The following is a 22,846-nucleotide window of genomic DNA, read 5'->3' as shown; positions in this document are numbered from 1 at the left end:
CGCATCAGCATCGCGAGCAGGAGCGGGTGGTCGAGACCACTCTCCTCCTCGCCCTCCCCACGGCGACGCATCAGCATCGCGAGCAGAAGCGGGTGATTGATACCGCTCTCCTCGCCGTGTTCGCGGCGGGCGGCCAGCGCGGCGAGCAGCAGGGCTTCCAGCGGTCGCCCTTCGCCTTCGGTCGTCTCGGTACGCCGGGCCTCTGCGGTAGCGGTCATGGGATTTCCTTTCATGCGCCGATACAGCGCACCAGGTTTGTGAGCGGGATACATCGTCCCGATACCCGAGGCCCATTAAAGGTATTCACAAAGAAAATTCCAAGAGGATCTGGTCCATATAGACACGAGCCTTTCGATCTCCGCCTACCGGCCCTGATCCCGGCCTGCCGACAGGTCGCACACGTGTCGCAAGCCGCTATGACACGCCGCAAGAGGCGCAATGATGACTGTTTCTTTACGCCTTTGCGGGTCGACGGCGTACACCCAACGGGAATTCCCAACAATCACCGAAATCAAGGGCTGCACATTGCGAATTTCAGACAGCAAAATGCCCTGCCACTGAGCGGACTCTCAGCAGCAGGGCGCTTTGACTGATCAGAGCACGGGCAGGTAGCGCCCCAGCTCGAACTCGGTCACCTGGCGGCGGAACTCGCGCCACTCCGACCGCTTGTTGCGCAGGAAGAAGTCGAAGACGTGCTCGCCCAGTGTCTCGGCCACCAGCTCGCTCCGCTCCATGACCGCGATGGCCTCGTCCAGCGACTGCGGCAGCGGCTGGATGCCCAGGGCGCGGCGCTCGGCGCTGGTGAGGGTCCACACGTTGTCCTCGGCGGCGGCCGGGAGCTCGTAGCCTTCCTCGATGCCCTTCAGGCCGGCCGCGAGGATCAGCGCGAAGGCCAGGTAGGGGTTGCAGGCCGAGTCGAGCGAGCGGAACTCGATGCGCGTCGAGCCGCCCTTGTGCGGCTTGTACATCGGCACCCGCACCAGCGCGGACCGGTTGTTGTGGCCCCAGCAGACGTAGGACGGCGCCTCGCCGCCCTGGCCCGCGATGGCCTCCGCGCCGCCCCAGAGCCGCTTGTAGGAGTTGACCCACTGGTTGGTGATGGCCGTGATCTCGGCGGCGTGCTTGAGCAGCCCGGCGATGAACGAGCGGCCGATCTTGGAGAGCTGGTAGTCGGCACCGGCCTCGTAGAAGGCGTTGCGGTCGCCCTCGAACAGCGACATGTGGGTGTGCATACCGGAGCCGGGGTGCTCGGTGAACGGCTTGGGCATGAAGGACGCCCAGATGCCCTGCTCCAGCGCGACCTCCTTCATCACCAGCCGGAAGGTCATGATGTTGTCGGCCGTGGTGAGCGCGTCGGCGTAGCGCAGGTCGATCTCCTGCTGGCCGGGCGCGCCCTCGTGGTGGCTGAACTCGACCGAGATGCCCATCGACTCCAGCATCATGATCGCCTGGCGCCTGAAGTCGTGGCCCGAGCTGTGCGGGGTGTGGTCGAAGTAGCCACCGGAGTCGATCGGCTCGGGGCGCTGGCCCGGCTCGGGGCGGTTCTTCAGCAGGAAGAACTCGATCTCCGGGTGGGTGTAGAAGGTGAAGCCCATGTCGGCGCACTTGGCGAGCGTGCGCTTGAGCACCCAGCGCGGGTCGGCGTGCGACGGCGAGCCGTCCGGCATGAGGATGTCGCAGAAGATGCGGCCCGCCCCCGGCGTCTCACTGCGCCACGGCAGGATCTGGAACGTCGCCGGATCCGGCTTGGCGAGCATGTCGGCCTCGTAGACCCGGGCGAAGCCCTCGATGGCCGAGCCATCGAACCCGATGCCCTCGGCGAAGGCGCCTTCGAGCTCGGCCGGGGCTATGGCCACCGACTTGAGGAAGCCGAGAACATCGGTGAACCAGAGCCGGATGAACCGGATGTCGCGTTCCTCGAGCGTGCGGAGCACGAACTCCTGCTGGCGGTCCAAAGCATCCCCTAGCGAAGACAGTACTGAGTTCTGTATCAGGATGCCGTGTCCGTGTTTCGCACACGTTACGTGGGGCGTCGGTGCGAGCCTCGCTGACAAAGAGCCCGGCCCGACCTATCGTGATCACGCAGTCAGTCTCGGGGGAGGCATTGGTGGCTATCGACCTGCTCAATCACAAGTTTGATCGGGCTTTCGACCACATCGACGCGGGCGGTGAGGGCGTCATCGGGCGTGAGGACCTGCTGGGGTTGGGTGCACGACTCCTGGTGGGATTCGGCGAGTCCCCAACCTCGGTCACCGGCAGCAGTCTCGTCGACGGCTTCGACGGGATCTGGTCGGCCCTGTCCGGCGCGCTCGGCCGGGACGCCGACTCCCGGATCTCGCGGGAGGAGTTCCGTTCCGGCATGACGGGGGCGTTCATCGAGGGCGACCACTACGACACGGTGTTCCGGCCCGCCACGGTGGCCGTGGCCGACCTCTGCGACGACAACGGTGACGGGCTGATCGGGCCCCGCGAGTTCCGTACGCTGCTGAGTGCCTTCGGCACCGCCTATGACGACGTGGACGAGGCGTTCGACCGGCTCGACCGGGCCGCCAGGGGCGCGCTGACCGTGGACGAGCTGATCGTGGCCGCCTGGCAGTACTACGTCAGCGACGATCCGAGCGCCGCGGGCAACTGGCTCTTTGGGCCCCTATGAGTACCGATGTGATCACCTCGGTGCGGACGGCGCTGCGGTCCATGCTCCAGTGGAAACCGCTGGCGCCCGGGCCGCGCAGAGGGGCGCCCGCCGCCGCGACGCTGCTGGTGCTCACCGAGCGGGTGCCCGCCATGGCGGCGCCGTGCCGCATGCATCCGGCCGTGTACGCGATCGAGGCGGCGGTCATCGACTGGGCGCGGCGAACGGAGCTCCGCGCCGACCCCGGTGCGGGGTTCCACCGCATGGCGGGCCGCGCGTTCGCCGAGTTCGACGCGGCCGCGGCGGCGCTGTTCGCGCAGTGGCTGACCTGGCTGTTCAACCTCGACGACGAGCTCGACGAGGGGCCGGGCCGGCTGGAGGTCTTCCAGGGCCTGCTGGCGGGCGGGGCGGCGCACCCGCTGGAGGCCGCCTTCGCCGACCTGTGGCGGGTGACCAGTGCCCGGATGAGCGACCTGTGGCGGACCAGGTTCGCGGCCAACCTGCGGCGCCAGCACGACGCCTGCCGCATCGAGGCCGAGAACCGCGCCACGGGCCGCATCCCGACCCTGGAGCAGTATCCGGCGCTCCGCAGGGGGACCGTCGGTCCCTACCTCTACGACCTCGTCGAGCCGTGCCTGCGTGTGGAGGTGCCCGCGTGGGTGCACGGCTGCGAGCCGTGGCAGCAGCTCGTCGACGCCTGCATCGACGTGACCGCCTGGTGCAACGACGTGGCGTCCCTGCCCAAGGAGCGCGGCGACGGGCACAATCTCGTCGTGGTCGTGATGCATCAGCTCGGCCTGGACCAGCCGGAGGCCACGGCCTGGGTGCTCGACCGGATCACCGAGCGCTGCCAGGACATGCACGAGGCCGCCCGGCGCCTACCGCTCGACACACTCACGCCCAGGCTGGCGCGCGATGTGAGCAAGGTGGCGTGCGCCTACCTCGCCGCGCCGCGCGCCCACCTCGACTGGCTCCTCGAGTCCACCCGCTACACCTGACGCCGACCGGCCGCGCGCTGCTCGGCGGCTCCCGGCGGCTACCGGGCGGGCGTGCTCGCGGCCAGCGTGTCACCTGCCGACGTGCGGCGGTACACGACCTGCTTGCCGACGCGCATCCCGACGGTCAGCCCGCCGCCGCTGAGCACGCTGAGGTGCTGGCTGACCGCGCCGGGCGTGAGCGACATGCGCCCGGCCAGCGCCGAGGTCGTGCTGGGCTCGGCCAGCGCGAGCAGGATCCGCGCCCGGCTGCGCCCGATGAGCGCCGCCAGCGCCTCCGGCGCGGGCGGCGGGCCCTGCTCCCACAGCGTCCCGACGCCCAGCACCGGATAGACCAGCATCGACTGGTACGGGGCCGACATCACCGCCACCGACGGCCAGTAGAACGCGCTCGGCACCAGCACCAGACCGTCGCCGTACAGCCCGCCGTTCAAGCACCACGGCCGGTTGATGTGCAGTCGCTCCCCCGTCCACACCACCGCCGGATCGAGCCCGGCGAACAGCTCGCGGGCGCCCCCCTGGGCCAGTTGCCGTGACCTGCGCAGCACGTCGCGCTCCAGCAGCCCGTACACGCGGGGCCAGAACTCGGCGAAGCACGTCTCCCAGTAGGCCCGCAGCGCGTCGGCGACCCGGGCCACGCCCGCCGCCGGATCGTCCATGAACCGTTCGATCACCACCGGGTCCGCGCCGCGCACCCTGGCCGCCTCGGCGCGAGCCCGTTCCGGCGAGGTGAGCCGTACGCGATCGAGCTCGGCCGCGAAGTCCGGCAGCGGTGTGTCGGGCGGCGGGGTGATGAAGTCCGCCAGATAGCCGCTCGGCGGGACGAGGGCAAACAACTCGGTCAGGTCCAGCCCCGCCAGCCGGGGGCGGACACACTTGATCCACGGCAGGTGGATCGACTGCCTGGCCGGGTCCTGCAGCGTACGCAGGCTGGCCACCAGCTCCCACATCGGGGAGAACGCGAACCTGATCCGCGCGACGTCCTCCGGCCGCATCACCCAAGTCACCGGCATACCTTTTAGTGTGCCCTAAATCGTTCGCCTCCACTAAAGGTGCAATATCACTCTTTATCCGTGACTAGCAGCGTCGTTGAGAAGCCGTCGTTCCTGAAATCCAAAGTGGGTGGGCTGCCCCGGGCGTTCTGGGCCCTGTGGAGCGGCACACTGGTGAACCGCCTGGGCACCATGGTGATGCCGTTCACCGGCGTCTACCTGACGCAGGCCAGAGGCGTGTCGGTGGCGGGCGCGGGGCTCGTGATGGCCGTGTACGGCGCGGGGTCGCTGATCTCGCAACTGCTCGGCGGGTGGCTGACCGACAGGATCGGGCGGCGGGCCACGCTGTCCGGCGGCATGCTCGCCACCGCGGGCGCGATGCTGGCGCTGGGATACAGCACGTCCCTGGCCGCGATCATCGGCTCGATGTTCGTGCTCGGGCTGGTGATCGACGTCTACCGGCCCGCGTCCAACGCCCTGGTGGCCGACCTGGTCTCGCCGGTGGAGCGGCCCAGGGCGTACGGGCTGCTGTTCTGGGCCATCAACCTCGGCTACGCGGTCGGGATGACGGCGGGCGGGTGGCTGGCCCAGCTCGGGTTCGGCTGGCTGTTCTGGATCGACGCCGTCAGCAGCGTGGTCTTCGCCGTCCTGGTCTGGCGGGCGGTCCCCGAGACCCGCGCGCCCGAGAGGACGTCGGCGGGCGGGTTCGGCGTGGTGCTGCGCGACCGGGTGATGGTCGCCTTCACCCTCGTCGTCCTGGGGCAGGCGCTGGTCTACCTGCAGACGGTCACCATGTTGCCGGTCGCGATGATCAAGCAGGCGGGGCTGTCCACCGGCGCGTTCGGGGCGGCGATGGCGCTGAACGGGGTGCTGATCGTCGTCGTGCAGCCGCTGGTGTCCGACTGGCTGGGGCGGCTGGACGCCGCCAGGACGTTCGCGCTGGGCCTGGCGGTCACGGGGGCCGGGTTCGCGCTCACCGCCTTCGTCACCGACGCGGTCTGGCTGGGCGTCACCATCGCCGTCTGGACGGCGGGCGAGATCGTCACGGCCGGCATCGCGGGCACCCTCGTCGCCGCGCTGGCGCCCGCGCACCTGCGGGGGCGGTACTCGGGGCTGTTCGGGTTCGCGTGGTCGGCCGCCGCGGTGCTCGCGCCGCTGGCCGGTGGGGCGCTGCTGGACGTCGGCCCCAAGGCCCTGTGGTTCACGGTGGGCGGCATCGGGCTGCTGTCGGCGGTGGCCATGCTGGCGCTCGGCCCGGCGATCAGGCGGCGAGCCCTCGTACCAGGTCTGTGACAGAACACACTTTTCGTCGCTTGGACGATAAAAACGCCGTCGTACTAGGCTGACCATGTGGCCCAACTGCGCATTGCCTTGGCACAGACAAACCCAACCGTAGGCGACCTGTCCGCCAACGCCGACCGGCTGCTCACGTGGACTCGCGACGCCGCCGAACGCGGCGCGCACCTGGTCGTCTTCACCGAGATGTTCCTCACCGGCTATCCGGTGGAGGACCTGGTGCTGCGCACGTCCTTCGTGGACGCCAGCATCAGGACGCTGGGGGAGGTCGCGGTCCGGCTGCGGGAAGAGGGGCTGGGCGACCTGCCCGTCGTCGTCGGCTACGTCGACCGGACAGGGCTCGCGCCGCGCGCCGGCCAGCCCAAGGGCGCCTCGCTCGACGCCGCCGCCGTGCTCCACCAGGGCGAGGTGGTCATCCGTACGGCCAAGCACCACCTGCCCAACTACGGCGTGTTCGACGAATACCGCTACTTCGTGCGCGGCGACCGCCTGCCGGTCTTCCGGCTGCACGGGGTGGACGTGGCCATCGCGGTCTGCGAGGACCTGTGGCAGGAGGGCGGCCCGGTGGCCGTGGTGGGCCAGGCGGGAGCCGGTCTGCTGGTGGTGCCGAACGCCTCGCCGTACGAGAAGGAGAAGGACGACGTACGCCTGGAGCTGTGCGCGCGCAGAGCGCGTGAGGCCGGGTGCGCGCTCGTCTACGTGAACCAGGTCGGCGGGCAGGACGAGCTGGTCTTCGACGGCGACTCGATCGTGGTGGACGCGGCGGGCGAGCTGGTGGCGCGGGCGGGGCAGTTCCGCGAGGAGCTGCTCGTGGTGGACCTGGACCTGCCGGTCTCCACCGCCGAGACCGGGGCGTTCCCGCACGACGCGGGCGACGGCTCCACGATCACCGTGGAGCGCCTGGTGCTGTCGACCGAGCCGGTCGAGCCGCGCGAACCGTTGCCCGCGCCGGTGGCGGAGCGGCTCGACCTGCACGCGGAGGTCTACTCGGCGCTGGTCCTCGCGGTACGCGACTACGTGGCCAAGAACGGCTTCCAGTCGGTGATCCTGGGCCTGTCCGGCGGCATCGACTCGGCGCTGACCGCGACCATCGCCTCCGACGCGATCGGGCCCGAGCGGGTGCACGTGGTGCTGATGCCCTCGCGCCACTCCTCGGACCACTCCCTCGGCGACGCCGAGGACCTCGTACGCAGGCAGGGCGTCAACGCCCAGGTGGTGCCGATCGCCGACATCGTCGACGCCTTCGAGAAGGAGATCAGCCTGTCCGGGCTGGCCGCCGAGAACCTGCAGGCCCGCGTCCGCGGCATGATCCTCATGGGCCTGTCGAACGAGCACGGCCACCTGGTGCTGACGACCGGCAACAAGAGCGAGCTGGCGACCGGCTACTCCACGCTGTACGGCGACTCGGCGGGCGGCTTCGCGCCGATCAAGGACGTGCCGAAGACGATGGTGTGGGAGCTGTCGCGCTGGCGCAACGCCCACGGCGACCCGTCGTTCCACCTCGACGCCGAGCGGCCCATCCCGGAGAACTCGATCACCAAGGAGCCGAGCGCCGAGCTGCGGCCCGGCCAGCGCGACACCGACTCGCTGCCGCCGTACGAGGTGCTGGACCGGCTGCTCGACGACTATGTCGAGAAGGACATGGGCTCGCAGGAGCTCATCGCGGCCGGCCACGACCCGGAACTGGTGACGCGCATCATCCGGCTGGTCGACCTGGCCGAGTACAAGCGCCGTCAATACCCGCCCGGCCCGAAGATCACCCCGAAGAACTTCGGCCGGGACCGGCGCCTCCCGATCACCAGCCGGTGGCGCGAGACGACCACCTGACGACGCCGATCGGCACCGGCGTCCGCCACCGAAACGTCGGTGCCGTCATCTAACCTGAGGCTCTGCGATTGCTTAGGAGGTTCGGGCGATGACATCGACCCCCGTCGAGCAGGTCGGCGAGGTTTGCGACGCCACCGAGCGGATGATCGCGCAGGTGCGGGACGAGCAGTGGGCCGCCCCCACCCCGTGCACCGAGTGGAACGTCCGCGAGCTGGTCAACCACCTCGTCGTCGGCAACCGCCGGTTCGCCGGCATCCTGCGCGGCGCGGTTCCCCCGGGCAACGGGCCGCGCCCACCGGTCACCGACGTGCTCGGTGACGATCCCTTGGCCGCCTTCCGTGACTCCAGCCGCGACATGCTCGCGGCGTTCGACGAGCCCGGCGTGCTGGACAAGAAGGTCAGCATGCCGATCGGCACCGTCCCCGGCGTCGTGGCGCTCCAGTTGCGGATCGTCGAAGGGCTCGTGCACGGCTGGGATCTCGCTCACGCGACGGGCCAGACCGTGCGGTTCCCGGACGATCTCGTCGAGCAGGCGTTGGCGTTCACCCGCGACAGGCTCGCGGACGTCCCCCCGGACCGGAGCCCGTTCGGGGCCCCGACGCCGGTGCCGGACGACGCTCCGGCGCTCGACCGGCTCGCCGCCTACCTCGGCCGTCCGGTGACCACCGCCACGGACTAGCTCTGGACCAGCTCGGTGAGCTGGATGCCCGTCAGGCGAAGAGCAGGGTCAGGCCGCCGATCGTGTAGCAGATCATCAGGACGAACAGCGGGATCTGCCCCGCCACCGCCCGGTCGGGCCGCAGCAGGCGGACCGACCGGTCATGGGCGGCCACCACGCCCACCACGTGCCCGATCACGATGGCCAGCACCTGGACGGTGGCGATCGTCGCCGGGCCGACGGCGTTCTGGTCCACCGTGGCGTCGAGGCCGAGCGACAGGATGATCGCGCGCTGGCCCTCGATGACGAGCAGCGAGAAGTAGTGCGCGATCAGATAGCCGATCGCGATCGGCACCAGCGAGTGGGCGAAGCGGGGCGCCAGGCCCTTGGTCCCGCCGATCAGCCCGGCCAGCCCCAGGCAGAGGCCGTACAACACCGCCACCCCGGCGATGGCGGCCAGCAGGCCCACCAGTTGCCCGTCGGCCCGCCTGCCGAGGGGCGACAGCCGCCCGATCAGGGTCGAGTACACCTCGAACGGGTCGCCTCTGGACAGCCACGCGTGGCCGTACACCAGAGTCCCGGCCAGTTGCGCCGTGCCGTACAGGAGGCAGAAGACCAGCAGCGTGGCCGGCGCGGCGGGCTCGGGCGCGACCAGCTCCATCCAGGTGAAGGCGAGCAGTCCGGCGGCGGCGGGCCAGTAGCCGATCCGGAGCGGCAGTGGCCGGCGCGGCCGGTCGGGCAGCAGCCGGAACGGGTTCAGCAGCCGCCAGACCGGCCCGAACAGCAGCGAAGCAGGCACGAGGCCCACCCAGAAGAGCACATACACCAGGTACGGCCCGGCGTTCCCGTTGGCGGGGCCGGCCACGAGCCAGCCCAGCGTGTACGCGACGGTCAGCGACGTGAGCACCCGCAACGGCCGGGCGGGCAACCGCAACGGGATCACCCGTCCCGCCCGATCGCCCCGGAACCGGGAGTCCGCCCAGAGCAGCCCGAGCGCCAGAAAGGACACGACCAGCGCCGCGAACGCCCCTGCATAGGCGTAGAAAACCGGAATCGGCAGATCACTACGACCACCAACCCCATGCGCGAGCACTCCGGTCATCGCACCGCCACCTGGGTGAGGACGAGCTTGCTCCGGTGCGTCTCCACCTCGAACACGCCGGTCAGGTCCGCGGTGAACCGCACGGTCACCGGCACGCCGGGCCGCAGCTCGGCCTCGATGTCGTAGCCGTGCACGTGCACCTCGTCGGCGACGTCGCTGGTCACCGTGATGCTCACCGGCCGGCCCTTGGCCACCTCCAGCCACCCCGACGGCGGGCTCACCTTGCCCCCGGCGATGGTGATCTCCGCGTTCGGCCGCGCGCTGGGTGATCCCGTGGACACTTCGTGGCTGTTACCGGGAATGTGGTGGGTCTGCGACAGCGGCCCGCACCCCGCCACCAGCGCGCAGGCCACCACGGCCACGGCTCGCCTCACGCGGGCACCCCGGCCTGGACGTGCGCCTCATCCACCGTACGGCGGCGCCGGGGCGCGAGGACGACCACCGCGCACAGCACCCAGAACCCGGTGAGCAGCCCACGACTCCAGCCGGGCCCCAGCGGGATCACCGGGATCAGATAGACCACCCGGTCGAACGCATCCACACCGGCCAGCAACCCCAGCACGATCGTGAACCAGCCGAAAACCGCCCGCCCCCGCCGCAGCGCCGCGCCGAGGCAGAGCCACCAGGCCGCCATGAGCAGCAACGCGAGCGCCGCCAGCAGCGTGCTCTCGGCGGCGGCGGCGAGCACGTCGAGCGCCAGCCCCACGAACCCGCACAGGCTCCCGGCCACGATCACCCGCTGCCGGTGCTCGCTGCGCGCGGCCACCGCCGGGGCCACGCCGTTGCTCGACGGATCGCCCTTGCGCAGCCGTACGGCCTGCCCGGCCCGCCGGCAGAACAGGGCCGCGATCAGCCCGAGCACCACCGAACCCCCCAGGGCGAGCTGGGTCTCCACCTTGCCGAAGCCGTCGGCGCCGAACCAGTCGCAGCCCGCGGGCAGCCGCGCCTGCGCGGCGCTGTAGTCGGCGCACAGGTAGAGCTTGGTGAGCTTCACGGGCTCGGCCAGCCAGCGGCTGGAGCCGCCGGACAGTTCGGGCGCCTTGGCCGCGCAGACCGGCAGCATCGCGGGCGAGGACCTGCCCACGTCGGCCTGCCAGCAGTTGCCGGTCCCCTGGCCGTCCCACCAGACGTCCAGGGTGTTGGGCCGCCGCTCGCCGGTGGGGCTCACCCCGAAGACATTGCCCTCGTAGCGGTTGTAGTTGGACGTGTCGGCCTGCTTGGCCAGGTCGTTCTCGCCCCGGATGAACGCGGGGACGCCGAAGAGCCCGAAGGCCGCGCGGTTGTGGCCCCAGATCTGGTTGTTCCGGAAGACGTTGTAGTTGCCGCCCGCGACCAGGACACCGGTGCCCGGCGGGGCGCCCGTCTGGGAGCAGACCACGCCCTGCTCGTAGCCGCGCTGCGCCGGCGGTTTGGCGCAGGTGCCGTTGCGCGTGTACTCGTAGTAGTCCTTGTTGTTGTCGTGGATCTTGTTCTGCTCGAACTTGGCGTGGTTCTGCGGCAGGCCGGGGTGGCTGGGCCACAGGCTGTCCATCGTGGCGCCGACCATGTTGTCGTAGAACTCGTTGTTGTGCACCCACATCGAGTCGCCTGCGGTGCCCGAGTAACCGAGCGCGTTGTCGTGGCTCTTGCAGCGGCGGATCTCGATGGCGTAGCGCGGGACCTCGTGCCCTCGGCCGTCGTTGATGTTGGAGGCGCTGCCGGGATAGAGGCCGCCGTCGCCGTTGCCGTACGCCTCGCAGTCGGTGTAGAGGCCGTGGTCGCTGGCGAAGGTCAGGAAGCCGTACTCGTCGTTCCAGCGGGTGAGCACCTGGTCGATGACGAAGCCGTCGGTCTCCAGGATGTACAGGGAGTTGAACGTCGTGCGCTGGGCGGTGAGGTTCCTGAAGTAGACGCCGTTGGTGCGGTCGGCGCGGATGGCGTTCAGCTTGCGGTACTGGGCGTCGACGATCACGTCGAGGGGAGATGCTCCGGTGCCCTCGATCTGGAGGTTCTTCTTGCCGAGGATGGCGACCAGGTTCTGGTTGTGCGGGCAGCGTTGCTGCTGTTCGAAGGAGAGGATCTGGTAGCCCCAGGTGGACCAGCGAGCCGGGAGGTGGGCGCAGTCGCCGGTCGGGGCGGCCTGGCTGGGCTCTTCCTGGTAGAGGCCGGGGAGCAGGGCGATGGTCATGCCCGGCCGGTCGACCTTGTCGACGGCCTCCTGCAGATCCCTCACCCCTTTTTGCTGACATTTCGCGAAAAGGGAGAGGTTGCGCTGCTTGAGGGGGTCCGGGAAGGCTGCGATTCTTCGGGCGAAGTCGTCCGCGTCTGTTTTGCAGACCAGCAGATCGGGCTCCGCCCTGCGTAAGACGGGTAAGGTGCCCGAACCGTCGGGCAGCGTGATCGGACGTTCCTCGTGCGCCAGCGCGGGGGCGGCGAGCAGGAGCAGCAGGGACGAGCTCAGGGCGACGACGGCGGCGAACCTGCGCATGGGGGGCATGGCCGCGACGCTAGAACACCACTCATGTTCTGCCTAGAGTCAAGATCGAAATGGCCGGGAGAATCTCCCGGCCATCCGCATCTCAGCTTCGGGGCGCCATCCCGGCCATGACCGCGTCGACGATCCGTTCGGCCAGGTCGAGGGGCAGATCGCCGGCGGGCGCCCACTTGGTGTTGTGCATCATGGTCCCGGACAGCATCGCCATCGCCAGATCGATGTCGAGGTCCGGCCGCAGCTCGCCCGAGGCGACGCCCCGCTCCAGCGTGCCCCGCATGGCCAGCTTGCGCGGCTCGACGGCGCGCTTCATGAAGCGTTCCATCAGCCGCGGATAGCGATCGGCCTCACTCATCGCGATGTTCATCACGCACCGGGAGCGGGACTGGCCCGCCTCGCTGCGCATCGCGTCGAGCAGGACGATCAGGTCGTCGCGCACCGACTCTCCGGCCAGCGCCGGCAGCGGCGCTTTGAGCGTGGCCAGCGCGTCGACGACCAGGTCCTCCTTGTTGGACCAGCGCCGGTAGATGGTCGTCTTGCCGACGCCCGCCCTCGACGCGATCGCCTCGATGGTCAGCTCCGACACGCCCATGCCCTCGGCGATCAGGTCGAGTGTCGTCTCGATGATCGCCTTCTCGGCTTTTTCGCTGCGTGGACGGCCCGCCGGACGGGCCGTCGTGGATTCCTGGATCGTCATCGCGATCTCACACTACCGCTGGTTCTTTCTTTTCCGCCTGCTGCACCGGGCTGGCCTTGCCCGGCATCCACTTCAGCACCACCAGGACACCCAGCAGCGCGATCACCGCGGAGACCAGGGCCGTGATGTGCATGCCGTGGAGGAAGGCGTCGTAAGCGGGCTGGAGCAGTGCCTGCCCCCGCTCGCCGAGTGCGTGCGCGGCGCCGACCGTCGCCATGATCGACTCACCGGCGGCGTGCTGGGCGCCGGCCGGGAGGCCGGACAGTGCGGGCGCGATCTCGCCCCGGTAGCTGGAGGACAGCACCGAGCCGAGCACGGCCACGCCGAGCGCGCCGGCGATCTGGCGGACGGTGTTGCTCATGGCCGAGCCGACACCGGCCTTCTCCCTGGGCAGCGCCTCCATGATGGCGGTGGTCGCCGGCGGCATGATGTTGGCCATCGCGGCGCCCTGGACGAAGAAGATGATCTCGATCACCACGATCGGCGTGCTCTGGTCCAGGAACGCGTAGCTGGTGAGCGCCGCGGTGACCACCAGCATGCTGACCACGGAGGAGAGCTTGGCCCCGAACCGCTGGTTCACCCGCTGGCTGAGCGGCGCGAAGATGAGCTGCGCCGCGGCGAACGGGATCATCAGCGCGCCTGCCTGGATCGGGCTGAAGCCCAGCACGATCTGCATGTAGAAGGTCAGGAAGAACATCCCGCCCATCATCGCGAAGAAGACGATGCCCATCATGCCGATGGCGGAGGAGAACCGGACGTTGCTGAAGTTACGCACGTCGAAGGCGGGGTGGTCGGTACGCCGCTCCCACCAGACGAAGGCCGCCAGCACCGCCACGCCGAACAGCGTGGGCGTGAGCACCTCGGCGGAGGCCACGGTGGCCAGCTCGCCGCCGCGGATGATGCCGTAGACGATGGCGACCAGGCCGATGATGGACAGCAGCACGCCGATCGGGTCGAGCTTCGACGGCTTGGGGTCACGCGACTCCGGCACGATCGTGCTGATGAGGATCATGCTGATGATCACGATCGGCACGTTGATCAGGAAGACCGAGCCCCACCAGAAGTGCTCGATCAGCAGGCCTCCGGTGATCGGGCCGATCGCCACGGCCAAGCCGACACCGCCGGCCCAGACTCCGATGGCCTTGCCACGCTCACTCGGCGGGAAGACGTTGGAGATGATGGCCAAGGTCGCGGGCATGATGGCCGCGCCGCCGATGCCCATCGCCGCCCTGGCGAAGATCAGTTGCATCGGATCCTGGGCGTAGGCACTGGCCAGCGAGGCCAGGCCGAACATCAACATGCCGATGAACAGCATCCGCTTGCGGCCCGTGCGGTCACCGATCACGCCGAAGGTGAACAGCAACCCGGCGAACACCAGCGTGTAGGAGTTGATCGCCCATTCCAGCTCGCTCTGCGTCGCGCCCAGACCCAGATTGGGATCGGCGATGGTCTTCATCGCCACGTTGAGGATCGTGTTGTCGAGCACGACCGCCAGCAGGCTGAACACCAACACGCCGAGGATGCCCCATCGGCGTGGATGTCCTGCGTTCGCTTCCATGAAAGCACCTTCAATTTCGATACGGGTGAGTTTCGCAACGCTACCGTATCGCAAACTTATTCCGATACGCAACGGTTTCGTTTCGTAAGGGTTAACTCGTGGCGACGACTGTCTCCGTCGGCGCGACCGGCGCCTCGTCCGCCGGCTGTGGCCGCCGCCGCCAGAACGGCAGCGCGACCAGGACCATCGCCACGCCCGCGAGCCCGGCCACCACGAACGCCCAGGCGGGCCCGTGCGCGTCGATGATCGCCCCGGCGATCGGCGCGGAGATCGCGCCGCCGACCAGCAGGGCGGTGCCGTGGAAGCCCATCGCCTCTCCCCTGGCGCCCGCGGGCACCCAGCGGCTGACGGTGTCGACGGTGGAGGACAGCGAAGGGGCGCAGAGCACGCCGGCGGGCAGCAGGGCCAGCATGAGCCAGCGCCAGTCACCACCGGCCAGCGAGGCCAGTGTGGTCAGCAGGCCCATGCCCGCGATGAGGGCCAGGGGCGAGACGCCGCGCGACAGCCCACCGTACACGAAGCCACCCACCAGCGAGTAAACGCACCAGATGCCGACCGCGACCCCGATCCACGCGGTCTGACCGGTGTGCTCCATGGTGCCGACCAGGGCGAGCTCGGTCGCGGTGAGCACGAACGTGGCCGAGGCCACCGTGCCCAGCAGCGCGACGAAGGCGGGCGTGAGCCACCGCCGCCGTGGCACCCTCGCCGCGGGCGCCCGCAGCTCCTCGGCCGACCGGGTCGGTGGATTGAGCACGACCAGCGCCACGCCCGAGCCGGTCAGGCCGGCCGCGATGATCGCCAGCGTCGGCCCGCTGCCGAGCGTCGTCATCCCGGCCACGGCCAGCGCCGGGCCGACCATGTAGGAGAGCTCGACCAGCATCGAGTCGAGCGAGAAGCCGGCCCTGCGGTGCTCGACCGGCACCATGGCCGCCAGGCACTGCCTGATCACGCTGAACACCGGCAGCGCCAGCAGCCCCGCCACCACCGCCGCCACGACCAGCGCCACGTAGGGCAGCGCCCACGCGCTCGCCCAGAACGCCGCCTGCGCGCAGGTGGTGATGATCAGGACCGGCCGCAGGCCGTGCTTGTCGACGAACCGGCCCGTCAGCGGTGACCCGACGGCCATGCCGACCGTGCTGGCCATGGTGACCAGCCCCGCCCTTCCGAAGCCGAGCTCCATGCCGTTGACGACGTGCAACGTCAACGCCATCCCCGTCGCGGTGGTCGGGATGCGGGCGATCAGGCCCACCAGGAGTAACGTCCGCACACCGGGGAGCCGGAACAGCTTTTTGTAAGGGTCGAGTGCCATGTTGGTTGCTTACCTCCGGGTCCATTGTGGCAAGCGGCACCGACAGTTCCGCCACCGGTTTACCGCGCGTGCCATCATCGAGAGGTCCGGGTACGCCACTGGGGCGCCTCGAGACTTCACCGGAGGGTTTGCCATGTCCTCTTCCACCACGCTGTACGGCGGCACCGCCGGGCGCAGGGTCACCGTCCGCGACCTGATCGCGGCCAAGGAGCGCGGAGAGCGGTGGCCGATGATCACCGCCTACGACGCGATGACCGCCCGGGTGTTCGACCAGGCGGGCATCCCGGTCCTGCTGGTCGGCGACTCGGCCGCGATGGTCGTCTACGGCTACGACTCCACGCTGCCCGTCACGGTCGACGACCTGCTGCCGCTGACGGCCGCCGTCGTCCGCGGCTCCACCCGCGCACTCGTGGTCGCCGACCTGCCGTTCGGCTCGTACCAGGGCTCACCCCAGCAGGCGCTGGAGTCGGCGGCCCGCTTCATGAAGGAGGCGGGCGCGCACGCGGTCAAGCTGGAAGGCGGCCGCCGCGTCCTGCCGCAGGTCGAGCTACTGGTCTCGGCGGGCATCCCGGTCATGGCCCACCTCGGCCTCACCCCGCAGTCGGTGAACGTCCTCGGCGGCTACCGCGTCCAGGGCCGCGGGCAGTCGGGCGACGAGCTCATGGCGGACGCCAAGGACCTCGAACGGGCGGGCGCCTTCTCGGTGGTGCTCGAATGCGTGCCCGCCGAGCTGGCCGAACGGGTGACCGCCTCGATCACCATCCCGACGATCGGCATCGGCGCGGGCCCGGCCACGGACGCGCAGGTACTGGTGTGGCAGGACCTCATGGGGCTCACCCAGCGCCCGGCCAGGTTCGTCAAGCAGTACGCGGATCTGGCCACGGAGATGGACCGCGCCGTCCGCGCCTTCGCGGCCGACGTGGCCTCGGGGGCCTTCCCGGAAGCCGGCCACTCGTACGGGTGACCCTGGACACATCCCGACATATGGTGAAAACTTTATCAACTGCTTATAGTCGGGCCGACTGGGGTGCGTCATGCCTTTCGTGGGACGAGAGCGCGAACTCCGGCAACTGGCAGACGCCCTGAGCCGTCCCCCTCTCGTGCTCCTGATCGAGGGCGAGGCGGGGGTCGGCAAGACCCGGCTGCTGCACGAACTCACCGGCCACCCGATGCTCGTCGGGAGCTGCCATCCCATGCGGTTCCCGTACGGGCCGGTCGTGGAGGCGTTGCGTGACGCCCGCCCCATGCGCGACCTCAACCCGATCACCGGGGCGTTGCGACCGTTCCTGCCGGAGTGCGGCCACCTGCTGCCGCCCACCCCTCCCCCGCTCCAGGACGCGATGGTGGAGCGGCACCGGCTGTTCAGGGCGGTGCTGTCGCTCCTGGGCTCGCTGCGGCCGATCACGCTGGCGGTCGAGGACGTGCACTGGGTCGATCCGGGCACGAGGGAGTTGCTGGCGTTCCTGGCTCGCTGCCTGCCGGACGGGGTCAACCTGGTCGTCACGTACCGCGCGGAGGACCTGTGCCATCCCGTGACCGAGCTGCTCGGGCACCTGCCGCCGCGCATCGACCACGCCGAGATCGCGCTCGGCCCGCTCACCGCCGAGGAGACCGCGCTCCTGGTCAAGCACCTGCTGCCGGGTTCGGCCGACCTGTGGCCGCTCACCGGGGGCGTGCCGCGCGCCGTCGAGGAGCTGACCCGCATGCTGGCCGACGGCCAGGAGCCGGGCACCCCGCCCGCGCTGCGCGACGCCGTGCTGGTGAAGCTGGCCGCGCTGCCGCGCGCGGCGCGCCACATCGTGCAGGCGGCGTCACAGGTCGAATATCCGGTGTGCGAGGACGTGCTGACGGGCGTCGCGGGCGTACCTCCAGAGCAGGGCGAGCGCGGCCTCTCCGAGGCGGTGCGGTGCGGCCTGCTGCGCGAGTGGACACCCGGCAGGTACGGCCTGCGCCAGCCGCTGGCCAGGCAGGCCGTCTCCGAGACGATCACCCCGGCGGCAGGTCGCCGGCTGCGCCGCAGGATCGCCGGCCCGGCCGAACCCCAGGGCACGCTGTCACCGCGCGAGGAGGAGGTGGCCAGGTTGGCCGCCGACGGCCTGACCAACAAGGAGATCGCCGAGAGCCTGTTCCTGTCGCCGCGCACGGTCGAGGTGCACATCGCCAACGCGCTGCGCAAGCTGGGTCTCACCTCGCGTAGGCAGCTCGGCATAGGTACGACCTAAACCGCCCTACGTAGTCGCATTACGTGTGCTCCACGTATGGCCGCGAGCCCGATTCTGTCTCATGTTTCAGTGATCCCCGTCCAATACCCCAGGAAGGGCTCACACCTGTCATGCGACCACGCACCCTGATGCTCGCATCACTCGCCGGCGCACTGGCTTTATCGGCCGCGCCCCTCCCCGTCTCGGCCGCCGCGCCGGAGACCAGCACGTACATCGTCCAGCTCAACCCCAACATCCGCGCCGCCACGAGCGCCGCCGAGGAGCAGGTCGGCAAGTACGGCGGGCACCTGATCGGCGTCTACGAGTCCGCCTTCAAGGGCTACACCGCCACCCTGACCGCGGACGCCGCCGAGAAGCTCAGGCAGACCCCGAACGTGCTCACCGTCGAACCGGACGCCGTCGTCACGGCGTTCGCGCAGACGGTCCCGACGGGCGTCAGGCGGATCTTCGGCCCGTCCAACCCGAACCTGGACATCGACGGCGTGGACGACGTGCAGATCAACACGGACGTGGCCGTCGTGGACACCGGGGTGGACCAAACCCATCCCGACCTGAACGTGGTGGCCCGCGCCAACTGCGTGACCGGCGTCTGCATCAACAACTCGGGCACCGACGACAACGGCCACGGCTCGCACGTCGCGGGCATCATCGGCGCGCGCGACAACACGATCGGCTCCGTCGGCGTGGCTCCGGCCGCCCGCATCCACGGCGTGAAGGTGCTCAACTCGGCCGGCTCGGGCACCCTGGCGGGCATCGCCGCCGGGCTCAACTGGGTCGTGGCCCGCGCCTCCACCATCGAGGTCATCAACCTGAGCCTCGGCTGCAACGGATGTACGAGCAGCGCGATCAGCACCGCGATCACGAACGCCACCAACGCCGGCATCGTGGTCGTCGTCGCGGCGGGCAACAACCACTCGAACGCCTCGACGTTCTTCCCGGCCAACCACCCTGACGTGGTCACCGTCTCGGCGCTGACCGACAACGACGGGCTGGCGGGCGGCCTCGGCGGCAGCACGCTGTCGTGCCGCACCGAGACCGACGCGGACGACACCTCGGCGTTCTACTCGAACTACGGCGCCACGATCGAGATCACCGCACCCGGCACCTGCATCTACTCGACGTGGATGGGCGGCGCCTACAACACGATCAGCGGCACCTCGATGGCCAGCCCGCACGTGGCGGGCGCGGCGGGCATCCTCACAGCGGGCACCCGCAAGCCGACGACCCGGGCCGGGGCCCTGGCCGTGCGGACCAAGCTGATCTCCACCGGCAACTCCGGCTGGACCGACGACTCGGGTGACGGCGTCAAGGAGCCGCTGCTCGACGTACACGACGCGACGCAGTACTAACCCTCACCTCCGCCGATGAACGACCGGGTGCCCGGCGTGCCGGGCACCCGGTCCGGCGTGTCAGGCCAGCGTGGCGGGGTCGGTGTTCGAGCCGCACACCACCACCGCGACCCGCTCGCCGTCCGCCGGGACGTACGCCCCCGACAGCAGCGCGGCGTAGGCGGCCGCGCCCGCGTGTTCGGTGACCACCCGGTGCTCCGTCCAGAGGACGCGGCGGGCGGCCACGATCGCGTCGTCGGTCACCAGCACGCTCTGGACGTCCGCCCGGGACAGGATGTCGTACGCGATGCCGCCCAGCCGGCTGGCACCCAGCGCGTCCGCTCCCACGCCGCTGACCTGAACCGGCACCGGATGGCCCGCCCGCAGCGCCTCATGCAGGGTCGGGCACAGCAGGGGTTCGACGGCGACGATCCGCGGCCCGCTCCCCCCGGCGGTTCCGGCGCCCACCGTGATGCCCGCGGCGAACCCGCCGCCACCGACGGCCACCACCACCGTGTCCACCCCGCCGGTCTGCGCCATCAGCTCCAGCCCCGTGGTCCCCTGTCCGGCCACGACCTCCGGCTGGTCATAGGCGTGCACCTGAAGCGCCCCGGTCTCCGCCGCCCGCTTGCCCGCCGCCTCCGCCGCCTCCGCGTAGATGGCCCCGATCTGGTTGACCTCCGCCCCCAGCACCCGCAGCCCCGCCACCTTCACCGGGCTGCTCACCTCCGGCACGAAGATCTCCGCCCGGACGCCCAGCGCCTTCGCGGCGTAGGCGACGGCGAGTCCGTGGTTGCCGCCGCTGGCCGCGATCACCCCGCTCGGCGGCAGCTCACCGGCCGCCAGGATGCGGTTGAACGCCCCCCGCACCTTGAACGACCCCGAGTGCTGGAGCTGCTCCAGCTTGAGGAACAGCCCCGGAGAGACCTCGAGCACCGGCGTACGCAGCACGTGCCCGCCGATCCGCTCGGCCGCGCTTGCCACGTCCTCATAGGTCACTGTCATCGTAGGCATTTAGGAAGTTTCCTAAATGCCTAATCACTCTGTCAACGCCTGCGAGATGTCCGCCCACAGGTCCTCGGGGTGCTCGATGCCCACGGCGATGCGTACGGTGCCCTCGCCGATCCCGTGCCTGGCCAGTTCGTCGGCGCTGAGCGCGCGGTGCGACGTGGTCGCCGGGTGCAGGACGAGGGTCTCGACACCGCCCAGCGAGGGAGCCAGCAGCGCCAGCCGGATCGAGCTCATGAACTTCTCCCCCGCGGCGCGGCCACCGACCAGGTCGAAGGAGAACACGCCCCCGAAATCGGGCAGGAGCTTGGCCGCGAGCTCGTACGAGGGATGCGACGGGAGCCCCGGCCAGTGCACGGCGGCGACCGCCGGGTGCTCGGCGAGCCGGGTGGCGAGCAGGCGGGCGTTGGAGCAGTGGCGTTCCATGCGCAGCGCCAGCGTCTGGATGCCGCGCAGCGTGAGCCACGCGGCGAACGGGTCCGCGGAGGCGCCCAGCTCGATCGCGAAGTGCCACGCCTTCTTGTACAGCTCGTCGGAGGCGAACACCGCGATGCCGCCCACCACGTCCGTGTGCCCGGACAGGTACTTGGTCGTGGAGTGGACGACGATGTCGGCGCCGTGTTCGAGGGGGCGGCACAGCATGGGCGTGGCGAAGGTGTTGTCCACGACCGACACAAGGCCGAGCTCCCGGGCGACGGCGCACATTCCGGGCAGGTCGGCGACCTGGGCGATCGGGTTGGCGATGGTCTCCAGGTAGACGAGCTTGGTCTCGGGGCGCACGGCGGCGCGCAGGGCGTCGGGGTCGTCCTCGGGCACGTGGGTGACCTCGATGCCGAACCGGGCGACCAGCTCGTTGATCATCGCGGCCGTCCCGCCGTACAGGGCCTTCTGGGCGATCAAGTGGTCGCCCGGCTTGAGCAGGCCGAGCAGGATGGTGTTGATGGCGCCCATGCCGGAGCCGGTGGCCAGGGCGGCGACCCCGCCTTCGAGGCCGGAGACGGCCAGCTCCAGCGAGCGGACGGTGGGGTTGGTGTAGCGCCCGTAGACGAACGGGCCATCGGGGCGGCCCATCGCGTCGGCCATCACCTCCGGGTCGTCGAAGACGAAGCCGGACGTCTGGTAGATGGGCATGGTGATCGGACGGCTGCCCTCGATGGACGGCTGGGGCAGGTGCACGGCTCGGGTCTCGGGGTGCAGTTCGCTCATGTCACTCAGGATGTACCGCAATGTGGCTCGTTGTCAGATCCAATGGTGGAGAATTGGTCCATGAATGGGGCCAATCTCGATGATCTCGTCGATCTGCTGGGCCGCTGGGCGTCCGGGCGCGGGCCCCTCTACCTGCTGCTCACCGGCCGTCTGCGGGCGCTCATCGACGACGGCGTGCTGCCGCCCGGCGAGCAGTTGCCGCCCGACCGGGTGCTGGCCGGGCGGCTGGCGGTCGGCCGGGGCACCGTGGTCGCCGCCTACGACCTGCTCCAGCAGGAGGGCCGGGTGGTGCGCCGCCAGGGCAGCGGCACCCGCGTCGCGCACTGCGACCTGCCTTCCACCCGTTCCACGGACAGCGTCGTCACGAACCCGCTGCTCATGCACATCCTCTATCCCCCGGACGGCGTACAACTGCTGACCTGCGCCGCCCCCGACATCCCGCCGTACGAGCTGGTCGAGGCGTACCAGGAGGCGGCCGGCCGCCTCGTCGGCCTGCGCGACCTGGGCTACCAGCCGGCCGGGAGCCCCGTCCTGCGCGAGGCCGTCGCCGCCTACTACCGCGGACGCGGGGTGCCCACCACCGCCGGGGAGATCCTGGTGACGAACGGCGCGCAGCAGGCGCTGACGCTGCTGGCCGGGCTGCTGGTGTCGCCGGGCGACACCGTGCTGACCGGGTCGCCGACGTACCCGGGCGCGCTGGAGGTGTTCCGGCACGCCGCCGCGGCCGTCCGGCCGGTGGCGCTGGACCCGGTTCCGGCCGAGGCGATGCGCGAACGGCCGGCCCTCGTGTACGCCGTGCCGACCGCCAGCAACCCGAGCGGTTCGATCATGGAATCGGCCGACCGGAGGCGCCTGGCCGAGCTCGCCGCCGAGCACGACGTGCCGGTGATCGACGACGAGGTCTGCGCCGAGCTCTGCTTCTCGGGCGTGACCCCGCCGCCGCTGGCCGCCTACCGCTCCGTCGAGCAGGTGATCACGATCGCCTCGCTGAGCAAGCTGGTCTGGGGTGGGCTGCGAGTGGGCTGGATCCGGGCGGCCGCGCCGCTGGTGTCGCGGCTGGCCCGGCTGCGGGCCGTACACGATCTGGGGGGTGAGGTTCTCGGGCAGCTCGCCGCCACCACGCTGCTCGGGCGGCTCGACGAGATCAGGCGGGCGCGCGTACGGACGCTGCGGGCGCGTCACGACCACCTCTGCGCCGAGCTGCGCGAGCACCTGCCCTCGTGGGAGTTCGAGCCCGCCCTCGGCGGCCAGACGATCTGGGTACGGCTGCCGCGCGGCGAGGCCGACTCGTTCGCCCAGGTGGCGCTCAGGCACGGGGTCGCGGTGCCGCCGGGGCGCTCGTTCGACCCGCTCGGCGGGCACGCCGAGTACATGCGGTTGCACTTCCTGTTCCCCGAGGAGGAGCTGTCCCAGGCGGTCGCCGCCCTGGCGCGGGCCTGGCGCTCCTATGACGGCGTCCGCGAGCCCGCCGCCCGCCACACACTGATCGTCTGATTCCGCCTCCGCCCATAGCTGACAACGGGGTGGCCGGGCAGCCCCTGCGGGA

At 70.4% G+C, this 22,846-nt stretch carries 20 protein-coding genes; 9 read left to right on the top strand and 11 right to left on the bottom strand.

All coding sequences use genetic code 11. The features are described from left to right. Window positions 1-218: hypothetical protein (locus AB0F17_RS44585; protein WP_358036187.1), on the bottom strand; the 218-nt coding region annotated here is incomplete at its 3' end. A gap of 375 nt (window positions 219-593) precedes the next feature. Next, window positions 594-1,955, bottom strand: coding sequence for a type I glutamate--ammonia ligase (gene glnA / locus AB0F17_RS44580; protein WP_358036185.1), 1,362 nt, complete (start codon window positions 1,953-1,955; stop codon window positions 594-596). A 152-nt stretch (window positions 1,956-2,107) separates the two neighbouring features. On the opposite strand from glnA, the gene AB0F17_RS44575 reads away from it, so the two are divergent. Both AB0F17_RS44575 and AB0F17_RS44570 read left to right on the top strand, forming a co-directional pair. Further along, window positions 2,108-2,653 carry a hypothetical protein gene (locus AB0F17_RS44575; protein WP_358036183.1) on the top strand — a complete coding sequence of 182 codons (546 nt, stop codon included), beginning with the start codon at window positions 2,108-2,110 and terminating at the stop codon, window positions 2,651-2,653. Continuing rightward, complete coding sequence (locus tag AB0F17_RS44570; RefSeq protein WP_358036181.1) at window positions 2,650-3,630, top strand: terpene synthase family protein; 981 nt, start codon at window positions 2,650-2,652, stop codon at window positions 3,628-3,630. Before AB0F17_RS44575 ends, AB0F17_RS44570 begins: the two co-directional genes overlap by 4 nt. 38 nt (window positions 3,631-3,668) lie before the next feature. On the opposite strand, the gene AB0F17_RS44565 is transcribed toward AB0F17_RS44570, so the two are convergent. Further along, window positions 3,669-4,640, bottom strand: coding sequence for a DUF5937 family protein (locus AB0F17_RS44565; RefSeq protein WP_358036179.1), 972 nt, complete (start codon window positions 4,638-4,640; stop codon window positions 3,669-3,671). A 60-nt stretch (window positions 4,641-4,700) separates the two neighbouring features. Here AB0F17_RS44565 and AB0F17_RS44560 point away from each other — a divergent pair, with 60 nt between their 5' ends. The 3 genes from AB0F17_RS44560 (at window position 4,701) to AB0F17_RS44550 (ending at window position 8,421) form a co-directional block, all read left to right on the top strand. Further along, entirely contained in the window at window positions 4,701-5,912 is a 1,212-nt protein-coding gene (locus AB0F17_RS44560; protein WP_358036177.1) for an MFS transporter, read from the top strand. Between the two features lie 57 nt (window positions 5,913-5,969). Beyond that, complete coding sequence (locus tag AB0F17_RS44555) at window positions 5,970-7,742, top strand: NAD+ synthase (RefSeq protein ID WP_358036175.1); 1,773 nt, start codon at window positions 5,970-5,972, stop codon at window positions 7,740-7,742. 88 nt (window positions 7,743-7,830) lie between these two features. Beyond that, on the top strand, window positions 7,831-8,421 hold the full coding sequence (locus AB0F17_RS44550) for a TIGR03086 family metal-binding protein (protein ID WP_358036173.1): 591 nt from the start codon (window positions 7,831-7,833) through the stop codon (window positions 8,419-8,421). Window positions 8,422-8,452: 31 nt separating this feature from the next. On the opposite strand, the gene AB0F17_RS44545 is transcribed toward AB0F17_RS44550, so the two are convergent. The 6 genes from AB0F17_RS44545 to AB0F17_RS44520 form a co-directional block, all read right to left on the bottom strand. Then, entirely contained in the window at window positions 8,453-9,502 is a 1,050-nt protein-coding gene (locus AB0F17_RS44545; RefSeq protein ID WP_358036171.1) for a hypothetical protein, read from the bottom strand. Continuing rightward, the gene (locus AB0F17_RS44540) at window positions 9,499-9,876 is read right to left on the bottom strand and encodes a hypothetical protein (protein WP_358036169.1); all 378 of its coding nucleotides are present in this window, start codon (window positions 9,874-9,876) and stop codon (window positions 9,499-9,501) included. Before AB0F17_RS44540 ends, AB0F17_RS44545 begins: the two co-directional genes overlap by 4 nt. Further along, window positions 9,873-11,978 (bottom strand): right-handed parallel beta-helix repeat-containing protein, encoded by a 2,106-nt coding sequence (locus AB0F17_RS44535; protein ID WP_358036167.1) that lies wholly within the window; start codon window positions 11,976-11,978, stop codon window positions 9,873-9,875. The genes AB0F17_RS44540 and AB0F17_RS44535 overlap by 4 nt, the downstream gene beginning before the upstream one ends. 82 nt (window positions 11,979-12,060) lie before the next feature. Next, on the bottom strand, window positions 12,061-12,669 hold the full coding sequence (locus AB0F17_RS44530) for a TetR/AcrR family transcriptional regulator (protein ID WP_358036165.1): 609 nt from the start codon (window positions 12,667-12,669) through the stop codon (window positions 12,061-12,063). A gap of 7 nt (window positions 12,670-12,676) precedes the next feature. Further along, a complete protein-coding gene (locus AB0F17_RS44525) occupies window positions 12,677-14,227 on the bottom strand; it encodes an MFS transporter (RefSeq protein ID WP_358036163.1) in 1,551 nt (516 codons plus the stop codon). A gap of 91 nt (window positions 14,228-14,318) precedes the next feature. Then, window positions 14,319-15,536 (bottom strand): MFS transporter, encoded by a 1,218-nt coding sequence (locus AB0F17_RS44520; protein ID WP_358036161.1) that lies wholly within the window; start codon window positions 15,534-15,536, stop codon window positions 14,319-14,321. Window positions 15,537-15,669: 133 nt separating this feature from the next. On the opposite strand from AB0F17_RS44520, the gene panB reads away from it, so the two are divergent. The 3 genes from panB to AB0F17_RS44505 all read left to right on the top strand — a co-directional run bounded on the left by panB (window position 15,670) and on the right by AB0F17_RS44505 (window position 19,107). Continuing rightward, window positions 15,670-16,500, top strand: coding sequence for a 3-methyl-2-oxobutanoate hydroxymethyltransferase (gene panB / locus AB0F17_RS44515; protein WP_358036159.1), 831 nt, complete (start codon window positions 15,670-15,672; stop codon window positions 16,498-16,500). A 79-nt stretch (window positions 16,501-16,579) separates the two neighbouring features. Further along, window positions 16,580-17,758 (top strand): AAA family ATPase, encoded by a 1,179-nt coding sequence (locus AB0F17_RS44510; RefSeq protein WP_358036157.1) that lies wholly within the window; start codon window positions 16,580-16,582, stop codon window positions 17,756-17,758. 110 nt (window positions 17,759-17,868) lie between these two features. After that, a complete protein-coding gene (locus AB0F17_RS44505; protein WP_358036155.1) occupies window positions 17,869-19,107 on the top strand; it encodes a S8 family serine peptidase in 1,239 nt (412 codons plus the stop codon). Between the two features lie 60 nt (window positions 19,108-19,167). Here the strand turns inward: AB0F17_RS44505 and AB0F17_RS44500 are convergent, their stop codons facing one another. Both AB0F17_RS44500 and AB0F17_RS44495 read right to left on the bottom strand, forming a co-directional pair. Then, window positions 19,168-20,091: a serine/threonine dehydratase gene (locus AB0F17_RS44500; RefSeq protein ID WP_358036454.1), complete on the bottom strand. Its 924-nt coding sequence runs from the start codon at window positions 20,089-20,091 to the stop codon at window positions 19,168-19,170. A gap of 33 nt (window positions 20,092-20,124) precedes the next feature. Then, on the bottom strand, window positions 20,125-21,300 hold the full coding sequence (locus AB0F17_RS44495) for an aminotransferase class I/II-fold pyridoxal phosphate-dependent enzyme (protein ID WP_358036153.1): 1,176 nt from the start codon (window positions 21,298-21,300) through the stop codon (window positions 20,125-20,127). A gap of 60 nt (window positions 21,301-21,360) precedes the next feature. Between AB0F17_RS44495 and AB0F17_RS44490 the strand changes: the two genes are divergently transcribed. After that, entirely contained in the window at window positions 21,361-22,794 is a 1,434-nt protein-coding gene (locus AB0F17_RS44490; RefSeq protein ID WP_358036151.1) for a PLP-dependent aminotransferase family protein, read from the top strand. The last annotated feature ends 52 nt before the right edge of the window (window positions 22,795-22,846 follow it).

Source organism: Nonomuraea sp. NPDC026600, from assembly GCF_040638335.1.
Classification (GTDB): Bacteria; Actinomycetota; Actinomycetes; order Streptosporangiales; family Streptosporangiaceae; genus Nonomuraea.
This window is presented reverse-complemented; position numbering and strand designations above follow the sequence as displayed.